Source organism: Pseudomonas sp. GOM7 (assembly GCF_026723825.1).
Taxonomy (GTDB): domain Bacteria; phylum Pseudomonadota; class Gammaproteobacteria; order Pseudomonadales; family Pseudomonadaceae; genus Aquipseudomonas.
The window spans coordinates 767,659-785,965 of sequence record NZ_CP113519.1; the positions used below are offsets into that span (position 1 = coordinate 767,659).

19 protein-coding genes and 2 riboswitches are annotated in these 18,307 nt (G+C 65.1%); of the genes, 14 read left to right on the forward strand and 5 right to left on the reverse strand.

Annotation, left to right across the window (positions count from 1 at the left end):
• Window positions 1–121 precede the first annotated feature (121 nt).
• Window positions 122–472 carry a hypothetical protein gene (locus OU800_RS03505; RefSeq protein ID WP_268181203.1) on the forward strand — a complete coding sequence of 117 codons (351 nt, stop codon included), beginning with the start codon at window positions 122–124 and terminating at the stop codon, window positions 470–472.
• A 60-nt stretch (window positions 473–532) separates the two neighbouring features.
• On the opposite strand, the gene trxA is transcribed toward OU800_RS03505, so the two are convergent.
• The 3 genes from trxA to OU800_RS03520 all read right to left on the reverse strand — a co-directional run bounded on the left by trxA (window position 533) and on the right by OU800_RS03520 (window position 2,619).
• Window positions 533–1,405: a thioredoxin gene (gene trxA / locus OU800_RS03510; protein ID WP_268181205.1), complete on the reverse strand. Its 873-nt coding sequence runs from the start codon at window positions 1,403–1,405 to the stop codon at window positions 533–535.
• Between the two features lie 117 nt (window positions 1,406–1,522).
• Window positions 1,523–2,182, reverse strand: coding sequence for a class I SAM-dependent methyltransferase (locus OU800_RS03515; RefSeq protein WP_268181207.1), 660 nt, complete (start codon window positions 2,180–2,182; stop codon window positions 1,523–1,525).
• Window positions 2,179–2,619: a hypothetical protein gene (locus tag OU800_RS03520; protein ID WP_268181209.1), complete on the reverse strand. Its 441-nt coding sequence runs from the start codon at window positions 2,617–2,619 to the stop codon at window positions 2,179–2,181. Before OU800_RS03520 ends, OU800_RS03515 begins: the two co-directional genes overlap by 4 nt.
• Window positions 2,620–2,765: 146 nt before the next feature.
• On the opposite strand from OU800_RS03520, the gene nrdR reads away from it, so the two are divergent.
• From nrdR to OU800_RS03585, 13 genes are all read left to right on the forward strand, one after another.
• Entirely contained in the window at window positions 2,766–3,233 is a 468-nt protein-coding gene (nrdR, locus tag OU800_RS03525) for a transcriptional regulator NrdR (RefSeq protein WP_003243991.1), read from the forward strand.
• Entirely contained in the window at window positions 3,230–4,345 is a 1,116-nt protein-coding gene (ribD, locus tag OU800_RS03530) for a bifunctional diaminohydroxyphosphoribosylaminopyrimidine deaminase/5-amino-6-(5-phosphoribosylamino)uracil reductase RibD (protein WP_268181211.1), read from the forward strand. Before nrdR ends, ribD begins: the two co-directional genes overlap by 4 nt.
• A 260-nt stretch (window positions 4,346–4,605) precedes the next feature.
• A riboswitch (FMN riboswitch) is annotated at window positions 4,606–4,760 on the forward strand.
• Window positions 4,761–4,887: 127 nt separating this feature from the next.
• On the forward strand, window positions 4,888–5,550 hold the full coding sequence (locus OU800_RS03535) for a riboflavin synthase (RefSeq protein WP_268181213.1): 663 nt from the start codon (window positions 4,888–4,890) through the stop codon (window positions 5,548–5,550).
• 12 nt (window positions 5,551–5,562) lie between these two features.
• Window positions 5,563–6,642, forward strand: a complete 1,080-nt coding sequence (gene ribBA / locus OU800_RS03540; RefSeq protein WP_268181215.1) for a bifunctional 3,4-dihydroxy-2-butanone-4-phosphate synthase/GTP cyclohydrolase II — start codon at window positions 5,563–5,565, stop codon at window positions 6,640–6,642.
• A 270-nt stretch (window positions 6,643–6,912) separates the two neighbouring features.
• Entirely contained in the window at window positions 6,913–7,389 is a 477-nt protein-coding gene (gene ribH / locus OU800_RS03545) for a 6,7-dimethyl-8-ribityllumazine synthase (RefSeq protein ID WP_012019761.1), read from the forward strand.
• The gene (gene nusB, locus OU800_RS03550; protein WP_268181217.1) at window positions 7,386–7,865 is read left to right on the forward strand and encodes a transcription antitermination factor NusB; all 480 of its coding nucleotides are present in this window, start codon (window positions 7,386–7,388) and stop codon (window positions 7,863–7,865) included. Before ribH ends, nusB begins: the two co-directional genes overlap by 4 nt.
• Window positions 7,866–7,895: 30 nt before the next feature.
• The gene (gene thiL, locus OU800_RS03555) at window positions 7,896–8,849 is read left to right on the forward strand and encodes a thiamine-phosphate kinase (RefSeq protein WP_268181219.1); all 954 of its coding nucleotides are present in this window, start codon (window positions 7,896–7,898) and stop codon (window positions 8,847–8,849) included.
• A gap of 15 nt (window positions 8,850–8,864) precedes the next feature.
• A complete protein-coding gene (locus tag OU800_RS03560; RefSeq protein ID WP_268181221.1) occupies window positions 8,865–9,392 on the forward strand; it encodes a phosphatidylglycerophosphatase A family protein in 528 nt (175 codons plus the stop codon).
• Window positions 9,393–9,395: 3 nt separating this feature from the next.
• A complete protein-coding gene (locus OU800_RS03565) occupies window positions 9,396–10,118 on the forward strand; it encodes a substrate-binding periplasmic protein (protein WP_268181222.1) in 723 nt (240 codons plus the stop codon).
• A 17-nt stretch (window positions 10,119–10,135) separates the two neighbouring features.
• On the forward strand, window positions 10,136–10,777 hold the full coding sequence (locus OU800_RS03570; RefSeq protein ID WP_268181224.1) for a retropepsin-like aspartic protease family protein: 642 nt from the start codon (window positions 10,136–10,138) through the stop codon (window positions 10,775–10,777).
• 114 nt (window positions 10,778–10,891) lie between these two features.
• A complete protein-coding gene (gene ribA, locus OU800_RS03575) occupies window positions 10,892–11,512 on the forward strand; it encodes a GTP cyclohydrolase II (RefSeq protein ID WP_268181226.1) in 621 nt (206 codons plus the stop codon).
• A complete protein-coding gene (locus tag OU800_RS03580) occupies window positions 11,509–11,922 on the forward strand; it encodes an MFS transporter (protein WP_268181227.1) in 414 nt (137 codons plus the stop codon). Before ribA ends, OU800_RS03580 begins: the two co-directional genes overlap by 4 nt.
• A complete protein-coding gene (locus OU800_RS03585; protein ID WP_268181229.1) occupies window positions 11,922–12,716 on the forward strand; it encodes a cobalamin-binding protein in 795 nt (264 codons plus the stop codon). Before OU800_RS03580 ends, OU800_RS03585 begins: the two co-directional genes overlap by 1 nt.
• Before the next feature lie 1,020 nt (window positions 12,717–13,736).
• On the opposite strand, the gene OU800_RS03590 is transcribed toward OU800_RS03585, so the two are convergent.
• Entirely contained in the window at window positions 13,737–15,590 is a 1,854-nt protein-coding gene (locus OU800_RS03590) for a TonB-dependent receptor domain-containing protein (RefSeq protein ID WP_268181231.1), read from the reverse strand.
• An 86-nt stretch (window positions 15,591–15,676) separates the two neighbouring features.
• Window positions 15,677–15,868, reverse strand: a riboswitch (cobalamin riboswitch).
• Between the two features lie 49 nt (window positions 15,869–15,917).
• Window positions 15,918–18,167, reverse strand: coding sequence for a methyl-accepting chemotaxis protein (locus tag OU800_RS03595; protein WP_268181233.1), 2,250 nt, complete (start codon window positions 18,165–18,167; stop codon window positions 15,918–15,920).
• Window positions 18,168–18,307: the final 140 nt, after the last annotated feature.

The following is an 18,307-nucleotide window of genomic DNA, read 5'->3' on the forward strand; positions in this document are numbered from 1 at the left end:
CGGCTCCGTAGCAGGGTGAAATGAGGCGTTACGTTATAACAACTTTATTATGCGGCTGACCAGTGCGACTTGGCGCTTCGTTCAGCTCGTGGGAGCATGCGCGCCACCCCGGAAGGAGATGATGATGCGAATACGCGGACGCATAGGCGACTGGCCCGTCGACCTGACGCTGGAGCTGGAGCGCGAGGATTGGGCGCAACTGGCGCAGGCACTGCAAGGCGCTCCCTTGGAGCCCGTGCCGTCCACCGTGGCAACGCCGGCAGTTGCAGGTGATGGCTTATGGCAGACGGCGCTGCAACTGGTGCGCGACGCCGGCCAGATCGAAGGCCCGAAGCTGCTGGCACAACTGGCCGCCCTCGCGGGCGGCGAGGCTGCCGGCAAGCGCCTGCTGGTGCGCCTGCGCCATTGCGAGCAGATCCGCATGGAAACCGGCGCGGATGCGCCGATCTATCACTGGCAGGGGCAGCTATAAGCTTCAAGCGGCAAGAAAGAGCACCTGGCTTTGCTTGCAGCTTGAAGCTTGCCGCTGCTCTTAATAGATCGCCTGATACAGCTTGCGGCGGTAGGCGGTGACCAGGGGGTGGTCGTTGCCGAGCAGGTCGAAGACCTGCAGCAGGGTCTTGTGCGGCAGGCCTTCCTGGTAGCTGCGGTTGCGCACGAACAGCTTGAGCAAGGCGTCCAGTGCTGGCTCGTACTGCTGGCGCGCCAGTTGCTGCACGGCCAGTTGGTAGACCGCCTCGTCGTCGCCGGCGTCTTGCGCCAGGCGACTTTTGAGGGTGGCGACTTCCGGCAGGTCGGCGGCCTGGCGCAGGAAGGTCAGTTGCGCCTTGGCGCCGGCCAGCGCCTGCTTGTGTTCGTCGCCCTTCACGGCGTCGAGTACCACTTCGGCCTCGCCCAGCTCACCGCGCTCGGCCAGGCAGCGAGCGTAAAGAATCAGCGCCGCGCCATTCTCGTTGTCCTCGCTCAGTACCTGTTTGAGCAGCGCTTCGGTCTCGGCGAAGCGACCTTCGGCGAACAGCGCCTGAGCTGCCTCCATCGGGTCGGCGGCAGCCGGGGCCGGCTCGGCGACATGAGGCTTGAGCATCTCGCGGATCGCTGCCTCCGGCTGGGCTCCGGCGAAACCGTCCACCGGCTGGCCGTCCTTGAACAGCACCACGGTGGGCAGGCTGCGAATGCCGAAGCGCATGACGATGTCCTGCTCGATATCGCAGTTGACCTTGGCCAGCAGCAGCTCGCCGGCGTATTCCTCGGTGATCTTCGCCAGCATCGGCATCAGCGCCTTGCACGGCGCGCACCACTCGGCCCAGAAGTCCACCAGCACCGGCTTGTGGAAGGAGTTCTCGATGACGAGCTGCTCGAAGTTGGCGGCGCCGGAGATATCGAAGATGTAGGGGGATTCGCTCATGGTCGGTCTCGAAAAGCTGGGCAATGGCATTATTAATGCGGGCAGGCGGCACGTGAAACAAGGGGCGCCGATGCAATCCGGGGATGGTCGGTTGCTGTTTCGCGGATTGCCTTTGGGCTACGTCGGTCGTCGCGCATGATACAGGCTGACCTCGCGAAATTCCGCTGGCTCGGCCAGATCGGGCCAGGTGCAGCCGTCGAGCAGCGCCAGACGCTGATACAAGGGGTGGCGGAAGTCCTTGACCCGCGAATCGGCCACCAGCGCCTCGCGTCCGCGACTGAGGAAGTGATCCAGCAGCGGCAGGTTGGCGCGGTCGTAGAGCACATCGGCCACCAGGATCAGGTCGAAGCGATCGGCTTCGGCGAAGAAATCCGCCGAGTAGCTCAGGGTCACCCCGTTCAGCTCGGCATTGGCGCGGCAGGCGGCCAAGGCCAGCGGGTCGAGGTCGCAGGCCACCACCTCGGTGGCTCCCGCCCTGGCCGCGGCGATGGCGGCGACGCCACTGCCGGCACCGAAATCCAGCACACGTTTGCCGCGTACCCACTCGGGGCGTTCGGCCAGCCAGCGCGCCAGCACCAGGCCGCTGGCCCAGCAGAAGCACCAGTAGGGTGGTTCCTCGAGGATGCGCCGGGTTTCTTCGGGGCTGAAGGCGCGATCCATATTGCTGGCGTCGATCAGCCACAGGGCGATATCGGTGCCCGGCAGGTTTTCGGCCAGCAGACGGGCATCGCCGAGCAATTCGCTCAGCGCCTGCTGCAGCGCTGCGGGTGGTCTCATGGCGCCGGCACCAGATGCAGGGCGCCGAGATCCTGGTCGGTCAGCTCGGCGATGGTGCGTGCCGGCAGACGTTGTACAAGGCGCCCGGACTGACTGACGCGGCCGCGCAGTTCCAGGCGCAGATTCTGGGGTGCCTGCTGGCTGCTCAGTGGCAGATGAAACGGCAGCGCTTCGCCGTTGCCACGCAGATGCACCTGACCGAGCAGGGCGCGCGGCCGGCCGCGCATGTCCACGCCCAATAGCGCCAGGTCGACATTGGCACCGGCGGCAACGCCGAGCAGTTCGCCGCGCAGGCCAGGGCCCTGGATGGCAGGCGTGCTGACTTCGGTCTCTGTCGGAGCTGGCGTGGGGGATGGTGGAGTAGCAGTGGGTTCATTGGCGCAAGCGGCGAGCAGGCCGCTCAACGCCAGTGGCAGGAAGGACAGGTATCGGTTCATGGCAGGTTCTGCTTTTTAGACGTGTATGGGCATAGCTTAATTTGTCTTGCGCCTGCTCAGCAGGCCATCTCAAGGCTCCTTACATTTTTCAATGGCGTGCTATGCGCTACCATGGCGACTTTGCCGCCAATCAGTCCGCGCCTGCCATGCATTGTCCCTTCTGCGCCGCCAACGACACCAAAGTCATCGATTCCCGCCTGGTCGCAGAAGGCGATCAGGTGCGCCGCCGCCGCGAATGCGTGGCCTGTGGCGAGCGTTTCACCACCTTCGAGACCGCCGAACTGGTCATGCCGCGCCTGATCAAGCAGGACGGCAGCCGTCAGCCCTTCGACGAGGAGAAGCTGCGTGCCGGAATGCAGCGCGCCCTGGAGAAGCGGCCGGTGAGCGTCGAGCGCCTGGAAGAGGCCATCGCCCGTATCAAGCAACAACTGCGCGCCACCGGCGAGCGTGAGGTGAAGTCGCTGGTGCTGGGTGAGCTGGTGATGACCGAGCTGAGCAAGCTCGACGAGGTGGCCTATATCCGCTTCGCCTCGGTCTACCGGCGTTTCCAGGACCTCAACGAGTTCCGCGAAGAAATCGAGCGACTGGCGCGCGAGCCGTCGAAAAGCCGATGAGCGAACACGATCACCTGTACATGGCGCGAGCTCTCAAGCTGGCGCGCAAAGGTCTGTATTCCACCCATCCCAATCCGCGTGTCGGCTGCGTCATCGTGCGCGATGGGCAGATCGTCGGTGAAGGCTGGCATGCCCGCGCCGGCGAGCCGCATGCCGAGGTGCATGCGCTGCGCCAGGCCGGCGACAAGGCACGCGGCGCCACGGCCTACGTCACCCTGGAGCCCTGCAGCCATCATGGACGCACCCCGCCCTGTGCCGATGGCCTGATCGCTGCTGGCGTCAGCCGGGTGGTCGCGGCCATGCAGGATCCCAACCCGCAGGTGGCCGGCAATGGCCTGCTGCGCCTGATGGGCGCGGGTATCGAGGTCAGCAGCGGCGTGCTGGAAAGCGAGGCGCGTGCTCTCAATGCCGGCTTCATCAAGCGCATGGAGCAGGGCTTGCCTTTCGTGCGGGTCAAGCTGGCCATGAGCCTGGATGGGCGCACCGCCATGGCCAGCGGCGAGAGCCAGTGGATCACCGGCCCGGCGGCGCGGGCCGAGGTGCAGCGCTTGCGCGCGCAGGCCAGCGTGGTGCTCAGCGGCGCCGACACGGTGCTGGCCGATGATGCGCGGCTCACCGTGCGCCCGGATGAGCTGGGCCTTGGCGCCGAGCTGACCGCCCTGGCGCAGCGTCGCCCACCGCTGCGGGTGTTGCTCGACGGGCGCCTGCGCGTGCCGCTGAGCAAGGCTTTTTTCCAGGCCGGCCCGACGCTGGTGGCCACCTGCGCGGCAGCGGCAGCGCGCGACCGCTACCTGGCCGAAGGCCATGAGCTGCTGGCCGTGCCCGGCAGCAATGGCCATGTGGATCTGCATAAGCTGCTGCGTGAGCTGGCTGGCCGTGGTGCCAACGAGGTGCTGGTAGAGGCTGGGCCACGCCTGGCCGGCGCCTTCGCCCGTGCCGGTCTGGTGGACGAGTTCCGTATCTTCATGGCGCCCAAGCTGCTCGGTTCCAGTGCCCGACCGCTGCTCGACCTGCCGCTCAACCGCATGGCCGAGGCGCCGGAGTTGCAGATCCTCGATATCCGCGCGGTGGGCGAGGACTGGCAGATCACCGCGGTGCCCAAGCCCAGGTAGGGTGCGCTATGCGCACCGCTGCCGCTGCGGTTCTCTGCAAATACCCCTTGCGGGAATGGGATAGGCGCTGGCCTGGCAGGTCGGTGCTTAACCCCGGTGCGCACAGCGCACCCTACGGCCGCCAGAATCGCGAATGCATGCGAAGGGTGGGATCCGACAATCACACAGGCATGCGCGACATTGCCGCAAGCGGCCGCTGTCTGGCGCATGCGGCGTGGCGATAAATATGGTAAAACGCCACGCGGCCATTCGCTTGGCCGCAACGTTCTCAGGGCGGGGTGCGATTCCCCACCGGCGGTAATGGTTCGCAGAACCTAGCCCGCGAGCGCTCGCCACGGTTCCTGCCGGGCGAGGTCAAGCAGACCCGGTGCGATTCCGGGGCCGACGGTATAGTCCGGATAAAGAGAGAGCGGGATTCCCTCCTCGGGCGCTTCTTGTGCGTCCGCGAAATCCCTATCGATCGGCAGTTGCCCTGTTTTTGACCAAAACAGGAGTTCATCCATGCTGTTGCGCATCATCTTCAACGTGAAACCGGAGGGCGTATGTTCACCGGCATAATCGAAGCCATCGGCAACATCCGCGCCATGACCCCCAAGGGCGGTGACGTGCGTGTCTACGTGGCCACCGGCAAGCTCGACCTGGGCGACGTCAAGCTCGGCGACAGCATCGCCGTCAACGGTGTGTGCCTGACCGCTGTGGAACTGCCCGGCGACGGCTTCTGGGCCGACGTCAGCCGCGAGACCCTGGCGCGCACCGCCTTCGTCGACCTCAAGCCCGGCAGCGCCGTCAACCTGGAAAAGGCCCTGACGCCCACCAGCCGCCTCGGCGGGCATCTGGTCAGCGGCCACGTCGACGGCGTTGGCGAGATCGTCTCGCGTGCCGACAATGCGCGCGCCGTGCAATTCAAGGTGCGCGCTCCGCGTGAGCTGGCCAAGTACATCGCGCACAAGGGTTCGATCACCGTCGACGGCACCAGCCTCACGGTCAACGCCGTCGATGGCGCCGAGTTCGAGCTGACCATCGTCCCGCACACCCTGGCCGAGACCATCATGGTCGACTACCAGGCCGGGCGTAAGGTCAACCTCGAAGTCGACCTGCTGGCCCGTTACCTGGAGCGCCTGCTGCTCGGTGACAAGGCCGCAGAACCCAAGGCCTCGGGCCTCACCGAAAGCTTTCTCGCCGAACACGGCTACCTGAAGAATTGAGGAGACGCCCCCATGGCGCTCAACACCGCTGAAGAACTGATCGAAGACATCCGCGCCGGCAAGATGGTCATTCTCATGGATGACGAGGATCGCGAGAACGAAGGCGACATCATCATCGCCTCCGAATGCGTCACCGCCGAGCACATCAACTTCATGGCCCGCTTCGCCCGTGGCCTGATCTGCATGCCGATGACCCGCGAGCGCTGCGAGCTGCTCAACCTGCCGCTGATGGCGCCGCGCAACGGCTCCGGCTTCGGCACCAAGTTCACCGTTTCCATCGAGGCCGCCGAGGGCGTGACCACCGGTATTTCCGCCGCCGACCGCGCGCGTACCGTGCAGGCGGCCGTGGCGCGTAACGCGGTGGCAGAGGATATCGTCAGCCCAGGCCATATCTTCCCGCTGATGGCCCAGCCCGGCGGTGTGCTGGCCCGTGCCGGCCATACCGAGGCGGCCTGCGACCTGGCGCGCATGGCCGGCTTCGAGCCCAGCGGGGTGATCTGCGAGATCATGAACGACGACGGCACCATGGCGCGTCGCCCGGAGCTGGAGCAGTTCGCTGAAGAGCACGATCTCAAGATCGGCACCATCGCTGACCTGATCCACTACCGTCTGATCCACGAGCGCACCGTCGAACGCATCAGCGAGCAGCCGCTGGATACCGAACTGGGCCAGTTCAACCTGGTGACCTACCGCGATGGCGTGGAAAACACCGCGCACATGGCGCTGACCCTGGGCAGCATCTGCGCCGATGAGCCGACCCTGGTGCGCGTGCACAACATGGATCCGCTGCGTGACCTGTTCCTGGTCAATCAGCCGGGGCGCTGGAGCTTGCGCGCGGCCATGGCCGAAGTGGCCAAGGCCGGCAGCGGCGTGGTGCTGCTGCTGGGTAATCCGCTGACCGGCCCCGAGCTACTGGCCCTGATCAGCCGCCAGCAGCCGGCTAACCCGGCGACCTACAGCACCGTGGGCGCCGGCTCGCAGATTCTGCGCGACCTTGGTGTGCGCAAGATGCGCCTGATGAGCTCGCCGATGAAGTTCAACGCGATATCCGGCTTCGACCTCGAGGTTGTAGAATACCTGCCGGCTGATTAACAGGCGGCTCGAAGAGCCGCATCTGATGACCCTCTCCCGCTTGCGGGAGAGGGTGCCCGCAGGGCGGGAGAGGGTGTTGTGGTCAACGCCTAACCCTCTCCCCCGACCCCTCTCCCACAAGTGGGAGAGGGGAGCTAAAGCACGTAGCCCGGATGAAATCCGGGAAGATCGGCACACTGGCCCCGGATTGCATCCGGGCTACGCTGACAAACGAATTTTATTTTCGGGGCACATCGACGCCCCGGCTCTTTAACCCATGTGAGACCCGTCATGACCCTGAAGACCATCGAAGGTACCTTCATCGCCCCTAAGGGCAAATACGCCCTGGTGGTGGGCCGTTTCAATAGCTTCGTCGTCGAGAGCCTGGTCAGTGGCGCCATCGACGCCCTGGTGCGCCACGGCGTGAGTGAGAGCGACATCACCATCATCCGCGCGCCGGGTGCCTTCGAGATTCCGCTGGTGACTCAGAAGGTCGCTCAGCGTGGTGAGTACGCGGCCATCATCGCCCTCGGTGCGGTGATCCGTGGCGGCACGCCGCACTTCGAGTATGTGGCTGGCGAGTGCACCAAGGGCCTGGCTCAGGTTTCCATGGAATACGGCGTACCGGTCGCCTTCGGCGTGCTGACCGTCGACTCCATCGAACAAGCCATCGAACGTTCCGGCACCAAGGCGGGTAACAAGGGTGCCGAAGCTGCGCTGTCTGCCCTGGAAATGGTCAGCCTGCTGGCGCAGTTGGAGGCCAAGTGAGCAACTCCGGTAACGGCCAGCCGGCCAAGAAGGGCCCCAGCGGCAAGATCCTCGCCCGCCGCGAGGCCCGTACCCTGGCCATGCAGGCCCTGTACTCCTGGCATATCGCCGGTCAGCCGCTGAACGAGATCGAAGCGCAGTTCCGCGTCGACAACGATTTCAGCAAGGTCGACGGGGCTTACTTCCATGAGATCCTGCACGGTGTGCCACGGCACAAGACCGAGCTGGACGCGGCCTTCGCGCCGTTGCTCGATCGTCCGCTGGACGACATGGACCCGGTCGAGCTGGCCATCCTGCGCCTGTCCACCTACGAGCTGATGCATCGCGTCGACGTGCCCTACAAGGTGGTGATCAACGAGGGTATCGAGCTGGCCAAGGTGTTCGGTGCCACCGACGGGCACAAGTTCGTCAACGGCGTGCTGGACAAGCTGGCACCCAAGCTGCGGTCGGCGGAAGTCGGCGCCAACAAGCGTTGAGTCCGGTGCTCCAGGCGGCAGGCATGGTCCGTGGGTGAATTCGAGCTGATCCAGCGCTACTTCGCCACGGCGCCCTGTGCACAGGGCGGGGATGGCGTGGTGCGCGGCATCGGCGATGACTGCGCGCTGCTGGCCGTGTCGACTGGCGAACAGCTAGCGGTATCCACCGATACTCTGGTGGCCGGCGTGCATTTCCCCGCCGTCTGCGATCCTTTCCTGCTGGGCCAGCGCGCCCTGGCGGTTTCCGCAAGCGATCTGGCCGCCATGGGTGCGACGCCCGTGGCCTTCACGCTGGCGCTGACCCTCGACCAGGCCGATGCCGTCTGGCTGGAGGCCTTTGCCAAGGGGCTGCAGCGCATGGCCGCAGCCTGCACGCTGGCGCTGGTCGGTGGCGACACTACCCGTGGCCCGTTGAGCATGACCCTGACCGTGTTCGGCCGTGTTCCGGCTGGTCAGGCGCTGACGCGTTCAGGCGCGCGAGAGGGCGATCTGCTCTGCGTAGGTGGTCAACTGGGCGATGCCGCTGGCGCCTTGCCGCTGGTGCTGGGCCAGCATGAGGCGGCGGCCGAGATCAGTGAGCCCTTGCTGGCGCGTTACTGGTCGCCCATGCCGCAATTGGCGCTGGGCCAGGCATTGCGTGGCCAGGCAACGGCTGCCCTGGATATCTCCGACGGCCTGTTGGCCGACTGCGGTCATATTGCCAAGGCCTCCGGCGTCGCCTTGCAGATCGAGGCAGCTCGTATCCCGCTGTCTGCCGCCCTGTGCGCCCTGATCGGTCATGAACGCGCATTATCCTGCGCATTGTCCGGTGGTGACGATTACCGGCTAGCCTTTACCTTGCCGCCTGAGCGGTTGTCTGTCATTCAGGCTGACTGGCCCGAAGTGCGTATGATCGGCCAGGTGGTGGCCGGGCGAGGTGTGCACCTGCTGGACGCGGCGGGGCAGGTCATCGAAGCGCCGCACGGCGGCTATCAACATTTCTGAAAGAGCGGAGCGCGTGTGACCGATCACCCCAACCAGGTTCCCGCCGAATACGTACCACCCTCGGTATGGCGTAATCCCTGGCACTTCATCGCCTTCGGCTTCGGCTCCGGCACCCTGCCCAAGGCTCCGGGCACCTGGGGCTCGCTGGTGGCGCTGCCGTTCGTGCCGCTGTGGCAGATGCTGCCGGACTGGGGCTACTGGCTGATGCTCGGGGTGACCATGCTGTTCGGCTTCTGGCTGTGCGGCAAGGTGGCCGACGACCTGCGCGTGCACGACCACGAAGGCATCGTCTGGGACGAGATGGTCGGTATGTGGATCACCCTGTGGCTGGTGCCCGAGGGCTGGGTCTGGTTGTTGCTGGGCTTTCTCATGTTCCGCCTGTTCGACATCGTCAAACCCTGGCCGATTCGCTGGATCGATCGGCACGTGCATGGCGGGGTTGGCATCATGCTCGACGATGTGATCGCCGGCGTGTTCGCCTGGCTGGCGATGCAGGGCCTGGTGTGGAGCTGGGCTCGCTATGGTTCGATCCTGGGGCTCTAGGTCATGAGGCGCGTCTGGCTGATCCTGTTGTTGTTCCTCGGTTTCGCGCCGCTGCTGGAAGCGAACGAGCGGGCGAGCGAGATTCACATCGTCAGCGAAGCCTGGCGTGATTACAGCAATGCCGATGGCAGCGGCCTGGCCTGGGACGTGCTGCGCAAGGTCTTCGAGCCCGCCGGGGTGCGCCTGCGTATTCAGAGCGAGCCTTATACCCGTTCGATCGGCCTGGTGCAGCGCGGCGAGGCCGACGCCTGGGTCGGTGCCTACCGCGGCGAGATCGACGATGGCGTGCTCTACCCCAAGTGGCACTATGACGATGACCATATCGTTGCTCTGGGGCTCAGCAGCACGCCGGCACCGAGCCTGGACACCCTCGGCAGCTATCGTCTGGCCTGGGTTCACGGCTACGGATTCCAGGAATTTCTGCCCAATGTGCGTGAGTACCGGGAAGTGCAGCGCCGCGGCGGTATCCTGCGCATGCTCGATCTCGGTAATGCGGATCTGTACATCGATTCGCTCACCGAGGTCGAGGATGTGCTCGGCGAGGCCGAACAGGGTGATCGTTACCGCATGACCAAGCTTGCGGACATCCCTTTGTTTCTCGGCTTCGTCGCCAGCCCGAAAGGGCGTCAACTGGCTGGAATCTTCGATCAGCGCATGGAGCAACTGGTGGCCAGCGGCGAACTGCGGCCGATCTTCAAGCGTTGGCAACAACCCTATCCGTTCTGAATCAGGAGGCTGCCTTCATGCTGCGCCGTGCCATCCTCGCTCTTTCGCTGTTGGGCGCCTCGGCTGTGTGTGCGGCCTCTCAGGTGCAGGTCGTCGGTCTGTTTCCAGATGCGGCGGTGATCAATGTCGATGGCCAGCGCAAACTGGTTCGCGAAGGTCAGACCGGGCCGGGCGGCGTGGTGGTGGTGCAGGTCGACAAACAGGGCGCGATCTTGCGCGTCGATGGTGTCGAACATCTCTACCCGCTCAGCCGCGAATACAGCGGTGGCTACGCCGAGCCGCTGAAGAAGCGCCTGAGCATCGCCAAGGGGCCTGGAGGGCACTACTGGATCACGGGCTCGGTCAACGGCCATAACCTGCCGTTCCTGGTGGACACCGGCGCCACCTCGGTGGCGCTCAACGAAGGGCAGGCACGGCGTCTGGGCATCGACTTTCGTGCCAGTGGTCGGCCGTTGCAGGTCAATACCGCCAGCGGCATCAGCCGTGGCTGGCAGGTGACCCTCGACCGGGTGAAGGTGGGCGATATCGAAGTGCTGGGCGTCGAGGCGGTGGTGCTGGAAGGCGGCTCGCCCACCGAGGCGCTGCTCGGCATGAGCTTTCTCAACCGCGTGGGCTGGCGCGAGGAGCAGGGCATGCTGGTGCTCGAGTCGCGCCTCTGAGGGTTCCTGATATGCCGTTTTCGATGAAGATGATCGGTAATTCCGACTGACCCGCCACGCTGGCCTGCTGCTACAATGCCGGCCCTGTTTCGTATTCACTGCCAGGAGCATTCGGTGTCCGTTCTGTTCGTCGCCGCCTCCCAACTGCCTACGCCCTTCGGTGTGTTCACCATGCACGGCTTTCTCGATGAGGCCACCGGCAAGGAGCATGTTGCCCTGACCTTCGGCGATGTGGCCGATGGCGAGCCGGTGCTGGGCCGGCTGCATTCCGAATGCCTGACCGGCGATGCCCTGTTCAGCCTGCGCTGCGACTGCGGAGCACAGCTCGAAGCGGCGTTGCAGGCGATCTCCGCCGAGGGCCGTGGCGTGCTCCTGTACCTGCGCCAGGAAGGCCGTGGCATCGGCCTGCTGAACAAGATTCGCGCCTATGAGCTGCAAGATGGCGGTGCCGATACCGTCGAAGCCAATGAGCGCCTGGGCTTCGGCGCCGACATGCGTGATTACGCCATCTGCCTGCCCATGCTCGAACACCTGGGCATCAAGAGCCTCAAGCTGATGACCAACAACCCGCGCAAGGTCAAGGCGATGGAAGGCTTCGGCCTGCGCGTGGCCGAACGCCGACCCTTGCAGGTGGGGCAGAACCCGCACAACCGCAAATACCTCGCCACCAAGGCCGGCAAGCTCGGGCACATGCTCGGCAACCTGCATCAAGGCGAGGCCGAGGAAGTCCTGTGACCCGCGCCCAGGTCAAGCGGCGCCTGGCGCTGGCCTGGTGGCGGCAACTGGCCGTGGCCGTGCTGCCGGTAATCATCCTCAATGCCCTGTTCGGCGGTGGTGGCCCTGCGCTGTTGGCCATGCCGCTGTTCATCGCCGGCATCGCCTCGATGTTCGTCAGCCTGCCGCTGTTCAAGGCCTACAAGCAGGCCCTGATCGGCACTGACAAGGCCCTGGACAGTCCCGAAGAGCCGGCCGCCTGGCTGGAGCTTGACCGGGTGCGCCTGCGTGCCCTGCTGGGTGCGGCCCTGCCGGCCTGGATCGCTGCCCTGGCGGTGCTGGCGGGGCTGGAAGCGGTGCCGCTGGTGCTGCTGACTTTCTCCAGCGTCGTCATCCACCTGCTTTATCGTATTCCCCGCCAACTGGGCTGATGCGCACGCTGCTGCTGGTTCTGTGCCTGCTGGCGCTGCCGTTGCAAGCCGCCGAGCGGGTGATCAGCCTGGCGCCCTCGCTCAGCGAAATCATGCTGGAGCTGGATGCCGCCGATCGGCTGGTCGGTGTGCTCGAGGGCGATGACCAACCGGCTGCGCTGAAGCATCTGCCAAGGGTTGGCCGTTACGGTCAGCTCGAGTTCGAGCGCCTGCTGCAGCTTGCTCCCGACCTGATCCTGATTGCACCGGGGAGCGTGCCGCCCGCGCAGCAGGCGCAGCTGCAGGACTTCGGCATTCCGCTTCTGACGGTCGAGCCGCGAACGCTGGCGCAACTGAGCCGTGCCTTCACCACCATCGCCGAGCGCATCGGCCGCCCCGAGCAGGGCGAGCGACTGGCCACCACGTTGCGTCAAGGACTGGCCGAACTGCGTGCACGTTATCGACGCGAGCGTCCGCTCGGTGTGTTCTATCAGGTTTGGCACCAGCCGCTGTACACCATTGGCGGCAACCAGTTGATCGGTGAGGCATTGGCGGTGTGCGGTGCGCGCAACCTGTTCGACGATCTGCCGCAGCCGGCGCCGCAAGTCAGTGTGGAGGCGGTGCTGGCGCGAGATCCCGATGTGATCCTTGGCGGCAGCGACGCCGAGCTGAGTACCTGGCAGGCCTGGCCGCAGATCCATGCCGTGCGTCTGGGGCAGGTCTGGACGGTGCCGGACAAGGGACTGGAGCGGCCGAGCGGGCAGATGCTCGGGGCTATCGAGGCGTTGTGTGAGCGGCTTGCTGTGGCGCGTTGAGTTTGTTCAGGCCAGCGACGGCTCGTGCCTGGAGCCTCGCCCATGGTGTCGTCCTGGTGGAGTTGCGTTGGGCAGTAGTTCTTTGCAGGGGCTGGCTTGGTAATACGGTGTTGGTTGTTCTTGTGCCTGTTCCGAATTGCCGCGTTTTTGTTGATGTTTCTGGTTTCGCCCTCCCGGGCGAGTCACTTTTGACGAGCAAAAGTAACCAAAACCCTCCGCCCGATCATCCGAGCTAGGCGCCCCCGCCCTGCTGCGCGAGGGTTCGCTCACTCCATCACCGCTCCAGAGGCCCGCCGCGGTGGGCCATCCTTGGCCCATCGCGGCTCTCGGCTTTGGCATCCTGCGTCGCTCTACCTCCTGCATCCATGCAGTCGTCGCGACATCCATGCCGCTCAACCTCTTCCACGGCGATTCCGTTCGCCCTCCTGGGCGGGCTCTGCACGCGCCTGAACGTGCGGTTATTCCCAAGGGCTCTGAGTGCTTGAGCATGAGGTCAGCCTTAGGGCTGACCCGAATGCCGGCTGAAAGCCGGCAAGCTATCCATGCGGATGAAATCACGCGAATGAAAGTTTTGGTTTAACCGACGGCCACGTCGTGACTTCGCTGTTACCAGAACACGCCGGGCATGCCCGGAGCCAGTGTACGTTCAGGCGCGCTAACTCCCCCTTCAGGAGGCCGAACGTAGGGGGCGAGCGGCATGGATGCTGCGAGATACCGATGGCGGCCCCGCGTAATGGGCCAGGGACGGCCCATGTACGCCGACCCCGGAGCGATGCCGGAGTGAGGGAAGTCGAGCGCAGCGAGACCCAGATGGCGGGGGTGCGTTTCTTTTGCTTACTTTTCTTTGCGCAGTTCAAAGAAAAGTGAGTCGCCCGAGGGGGCGAAACCCGGGATATCTGAAAACACCCGAAGCGGAGTCCAGAACACCAACGCAAGCCAACAAGATCACACAAACTTGCCAGTCCGGTATCAAACAAGCAGTCCACTCCAAAACTGCAACTAACCCCATCCACATCGAATCTACAGCGCTGGCGTCCAGGTCACCGCCAGCAGCGCGGTGCGGCCGGCATCTCGGTAGGGGCGTGGCTCGCCCACGAAGTCCAGCGCGCTGGTCGGTCGCATGTAGTTGCTCAGGGCGTAGCGACGATCCAACACATTGTCCAGCTTCAGATCCCAGCGCAGTTCGGGCGTGCTCTGCCAACTGCTGCGCAGGTCGAGTACGCCATAGCCGGAGAGTTGGCGGGTATTGGCGGCGTCATCGTAGCGTTGGCTCACCGCGCGCCAGGAGCCGCCTACGGTGAAAGCACCGAACTGCCGGTCGAGATCCAGGCTCAGGGTACGCCGTGCGCGGTAGGCAAGGGTATGGCCGTTGCTGCGGTCGCGCGGGTCGATCAGGCTCAGGCCGAGGTTGGCGCGCCAGCCCAGCAGGTTGCGGGCAACGCTGGCCTCGAAGCCATCGATGCGCGCCCTGGCGATGTTCTCTGGCTGGTTGGCGTTGCTGTCCCAGGCGATCATGTCGTCGATGTCGGTGCGATACAGGGACGTGCTCAACTGCGTGCCGGAGGCGTCGGCGCGCCATTGCAGCTCATAGGTTTTCGAGGTCTCCGCTTGCAGGTTCGGGTTGCCGGCACCTGGGTAGTAGAGGTCGCTGAAAGTGGGCGCGCGAAAACCCTCGGCATAGCTGAGGATCCAGCTCTGCCTGTCGCCAACGGGCAGGCTGAGCGCGGCATTCCAGCTATTCTGGCTGCCGTAGCGCTGGTTGTCGTCGTGGCGCAGGCCCAGTTCGGTGCCGAAGTGCTCGCCCTTGAAGCTGTGCTGGGCGAAGAGGGCATGATTGTCGCGTTGGTCTTCGGCAAATGCCGTGCTGCCATCGACCCGATCCTCGTACCAGTCGCTGCCCAGGGTCAGTTGGTTGGCGGCGTCCAGTTGCAGGCGATTGATCCAGCTCGCCGAGTGGCGTGTGGTTTCCAGCGTGCCATTGTTCCAGCTATCCGCCGCGCCCAGCGCCTTGTTGCGGTCGAAGCTGCGGCCCAGTTCGAGACGGCTGTTCCAGCTATCGCTGAGCTGGCCATCCAGATAGCCGCTGTAACTGCTCAGGCGGAACTCGTCGTGGGGCTGGCCGGGGGCGAAGCTGTAAGCGTCGTCGTATTCACTGTCGCCGCGTTGGTCGTTCAGGTTCAGCCCGGCTTGCCAGGCGTCGCTGAAGCGATGATCCAGATTCAGATGTACGGCCTTGTTGCGCAGGCCGTCATGGTCGCTGTCGGCGCCGACGTCGTCGCTGGTGCGATCCCAGCCGTGGCTTTCGTCCAGGCTGCCACCGAGGTTGAAGGTGGTGCGCGCGTCGCCGCCTGCCAGCGTCACGCTGCGCTGGAAGGTACGATGGCTGCCGAGCGCCAGGCGCACCTGTGGCTGCAGGCCTGCCTCGCCACGGCGGGTGAAAATCTGGATCACCCCGCCAATGGCGTCGGCGCCATACAGGGATGAGCGCGGCCCGCGCGTCACTTCCAAGCGCTCCACGTTATCGATGTTCAGGTAGTCCAGGCGGGCGATGCCACTGCTAGCGGAGGCAACGCGTTGGCCGTCGATCAGCACCAGGGTCTGTGCGGTACTGGTGCCGCGCACGGAGTAGGAAATCACCCCGCCGGAGCTACCAACCTGCACGCCGGGCACGCGGCTGAGCAACTGCGGCACGCTGCGCGCCTGCAAACGCTCGATATCCTCACGCGTGAACACGCTGGTGGCCGCCGTCGCCTGGGCCTGGGGTTCGGCCTGGCGGCCGGAGGTGACCACCAGCGGCTCGGTCACATAGGGTTCGGCGGCCTGTGACAGCGTGGGCACAAGGGCGATGGCCAGGGCCAGGCGGGACAGTTTCATGGTTTTTCCTCAAAGGTCGGCAGACGTTCGAGGGGGCAGGCGCAAGCGCGGACAGGGCGGCGCTCGACCCTGTCGCCCTCCGCAACAGCAGTCACACCGTCAGGGCCGGTCTCCGGGCTCTCGACCGGCATCCGCCTTCCCAGGATGCCCCAGTGGCTGTTGGATGCCGTTGCAGCCTTGCGGCTACCGTCGATTACCGTTGCGGGGGCAGCGTCGGGATTGCACCGACTTCCCGTTTAACGCCGCTTGCGCAGCGCACCCTGGCGGAACATGAAGTGCGCGCACCTTAGTGCGCGCCCGTGGGAATGACAAGCAAGCTCCGCTCACTCAGCGATGAGCGGGGTTCATGCTTGGGCGGTTTGTCGGCGTGGGCGGCATCGCTTGCTTTTCGTGGCGCAGCTCGCGTGGCTTCGTCGTGGGCTCCTGCTGGCTGAGGCGACTGGCCGTCCTGTGCAGATCCAGCACCAGTTGCGCCAGTGCCTGAGCGGCCTGGAGGATCTCCTCGGCACTCTGGCTACTGCGCTCGGCGGCACCAGTGATGGCCTGGGCCTGTTCGTTGACCGCATGCACCTGGGTCAGTTGCGATTGCATGCTCTGGCTGAGCTTGGCGAGGCGGTCTTGCATGGCCTCCACGTCATGCTGGATGCGTTGCAGGGCTGCTGTGGCCTCATCCGAGCGGGCCACACTGCGCTGCGCCGCTTCCTGGCAACTGTGCATGCTGTGCATGCTCTCCAACGTCTGCTGGCGCACGCTGGCCAATGTGGTGGTGATCTCCTCGGTCGCTTGCGAGGTGCGCCTGGCCAGGTTGCGCACCTCATCGGCGACCACAGCGAAGCCGCGTCCGCTGTCGCCTGCGCGTGCCGCCTCGATGGCGGCGTTGAGCGCTAGCAGGTTGGTCTGGTCGGCGATGGCGTGAATGGCCTCGCTGATGTGCTGGATGGCCTCGGTCTGCTGGTTCAGGGCTTGCAGGGTCTGGCTGGACTGCTTGATGCGCTCGGCCAACTGGCTGACTTCCTCGGCGTTGTGCTTGACCGCCACGCTGCCCTGGCGGGTCATGGCCAGGGCCTGTTGCGAGGCGCGTTCGCTGTCGACTATGTAGGCGGTGGCTTCGCCGATGCTGTGGTTGACCTCCACCATCGCGCGGGCCGTGGATACCGCCGCCGTCTGTCCCTCGCCAGCACACTGGCTGGCACTGCTGGAAATGCGGCTGAGGTCGCTGGAACTCTGCTGCAGGGCCGCCCCGGCGCTGAGAATGCCCTGCATGGTGTTGTCCATCTTGTCGACGAAACTATTGACCCAGCCGGCCAGCGCGCCAGCCTCGTCACTGCTGAAACGCTGCAGTTGCAGGCGGTTGCTCAGCGGCGCCCCGCACTCGGCGGTTTCCAGGAAGAAGTCCGATAGCGCCTGGAGCTGGCGTATGCGTGGGCGCAGGCTGAAGGCCCAGTAAACGAGCAGCAGCAGGGCGCTGGCAGTGATGCTCAGCGCGTTGGCATGGGTTGGCAGCAGGCGTGGTAATTGCCAGTTCAGCAGGCCCAATGCCAGCAGGCCGAACAGCAGGTGGCTGGTCAGCCTGTAACCGAGACTGCGCTGGCGGTAGACCTCTTCCAGGTCGCCTTCGCACATCAGCCCCCAGGTGTCCGGGGAGCCGGGCATCTGCAAGGTCAGGCCGGCACCGATCACCGGCACGTAGCGATAGTCCGGGTAGCCCGGGTACAGGGCGAACAGGTTGTGCCCCTTGCGGATGGTTTCCCGCACCCCTGGATGCAACTGGCCGCTGGAAGGGTCGGTGAAGCGCAGCTCGAACTCGGTGTGATGCTGCACCTTAACGGTGCCGAAGGGGGTTTTCACGCCCTGTTTCAGGTTGTCGCCGCCGGTGAAGGTGTCGTCCTCGAAGCGCGAGCGGGACAGGGCGGTGCCTGGCACGATCTGCGGATCGTGCACACTTTTGACCATGAACAGGTAGTTATCGCCGGAGTCGCGGTAGACGTGACCGGCCTCGCGCTGGATCAGATCGCTGAGCACGTCGTTGGGGATGCGCGCGCACAGGCAGCCGAGCGCCTTGCCGGCCTGGTGCAGAGGCTGATGGAACATCAGGGTCACGGCATCGTGGAACTTCGAGGTGGTGGCCCCCAGTTGCAGGGTCAGCGGGTCGACATAGGGGCCATGCAGGAACTGCCCGGCCAGGCCTGCTGCCAGGGCCTTGGCATCGTGACGCTGGCCGATTCGAGGGGCATGGGTGGAGGCGATGATCAGGCCGCTGGCATCGACCACGAACAGCTCGGAGACTTCCGGCAGATGCTGGTGCAGACGTTTCAGATCGGTGTTGCTGGAGAGTGGCCAGGCCTGCTGCAGGCCGGCGGCGATGAGTTCCAGTGCCTGCCAGTGCTGGCTGGCCCAATTGGTCAGCAGATCGACTCGGGTGCGGGCCAGCCCCGCGAAGGTCTTCTCGACCCGCTCGACCTGCCCGGAGTTGAGCAGACAAGACCAGCGCATGGCCAGTTTGCCGGTCTTGCCGAACCAGGGCAGCCAGCGTCGCTCGTGCCCGGTGAAATCCATCCCATCACTGCGTAGTTGCATGATGCGCCCCTGTCCCCTGCTGATTGGAGATTCTTGTGCAGGGAGTCTAGGCCAAGTATTAGGGTCTGTTGCCGTTGACGCAGCAACGCGGCTCGCGTCGAAACGGCAACAGACCCTAGCAATAACTGGGCCGGGCGGTG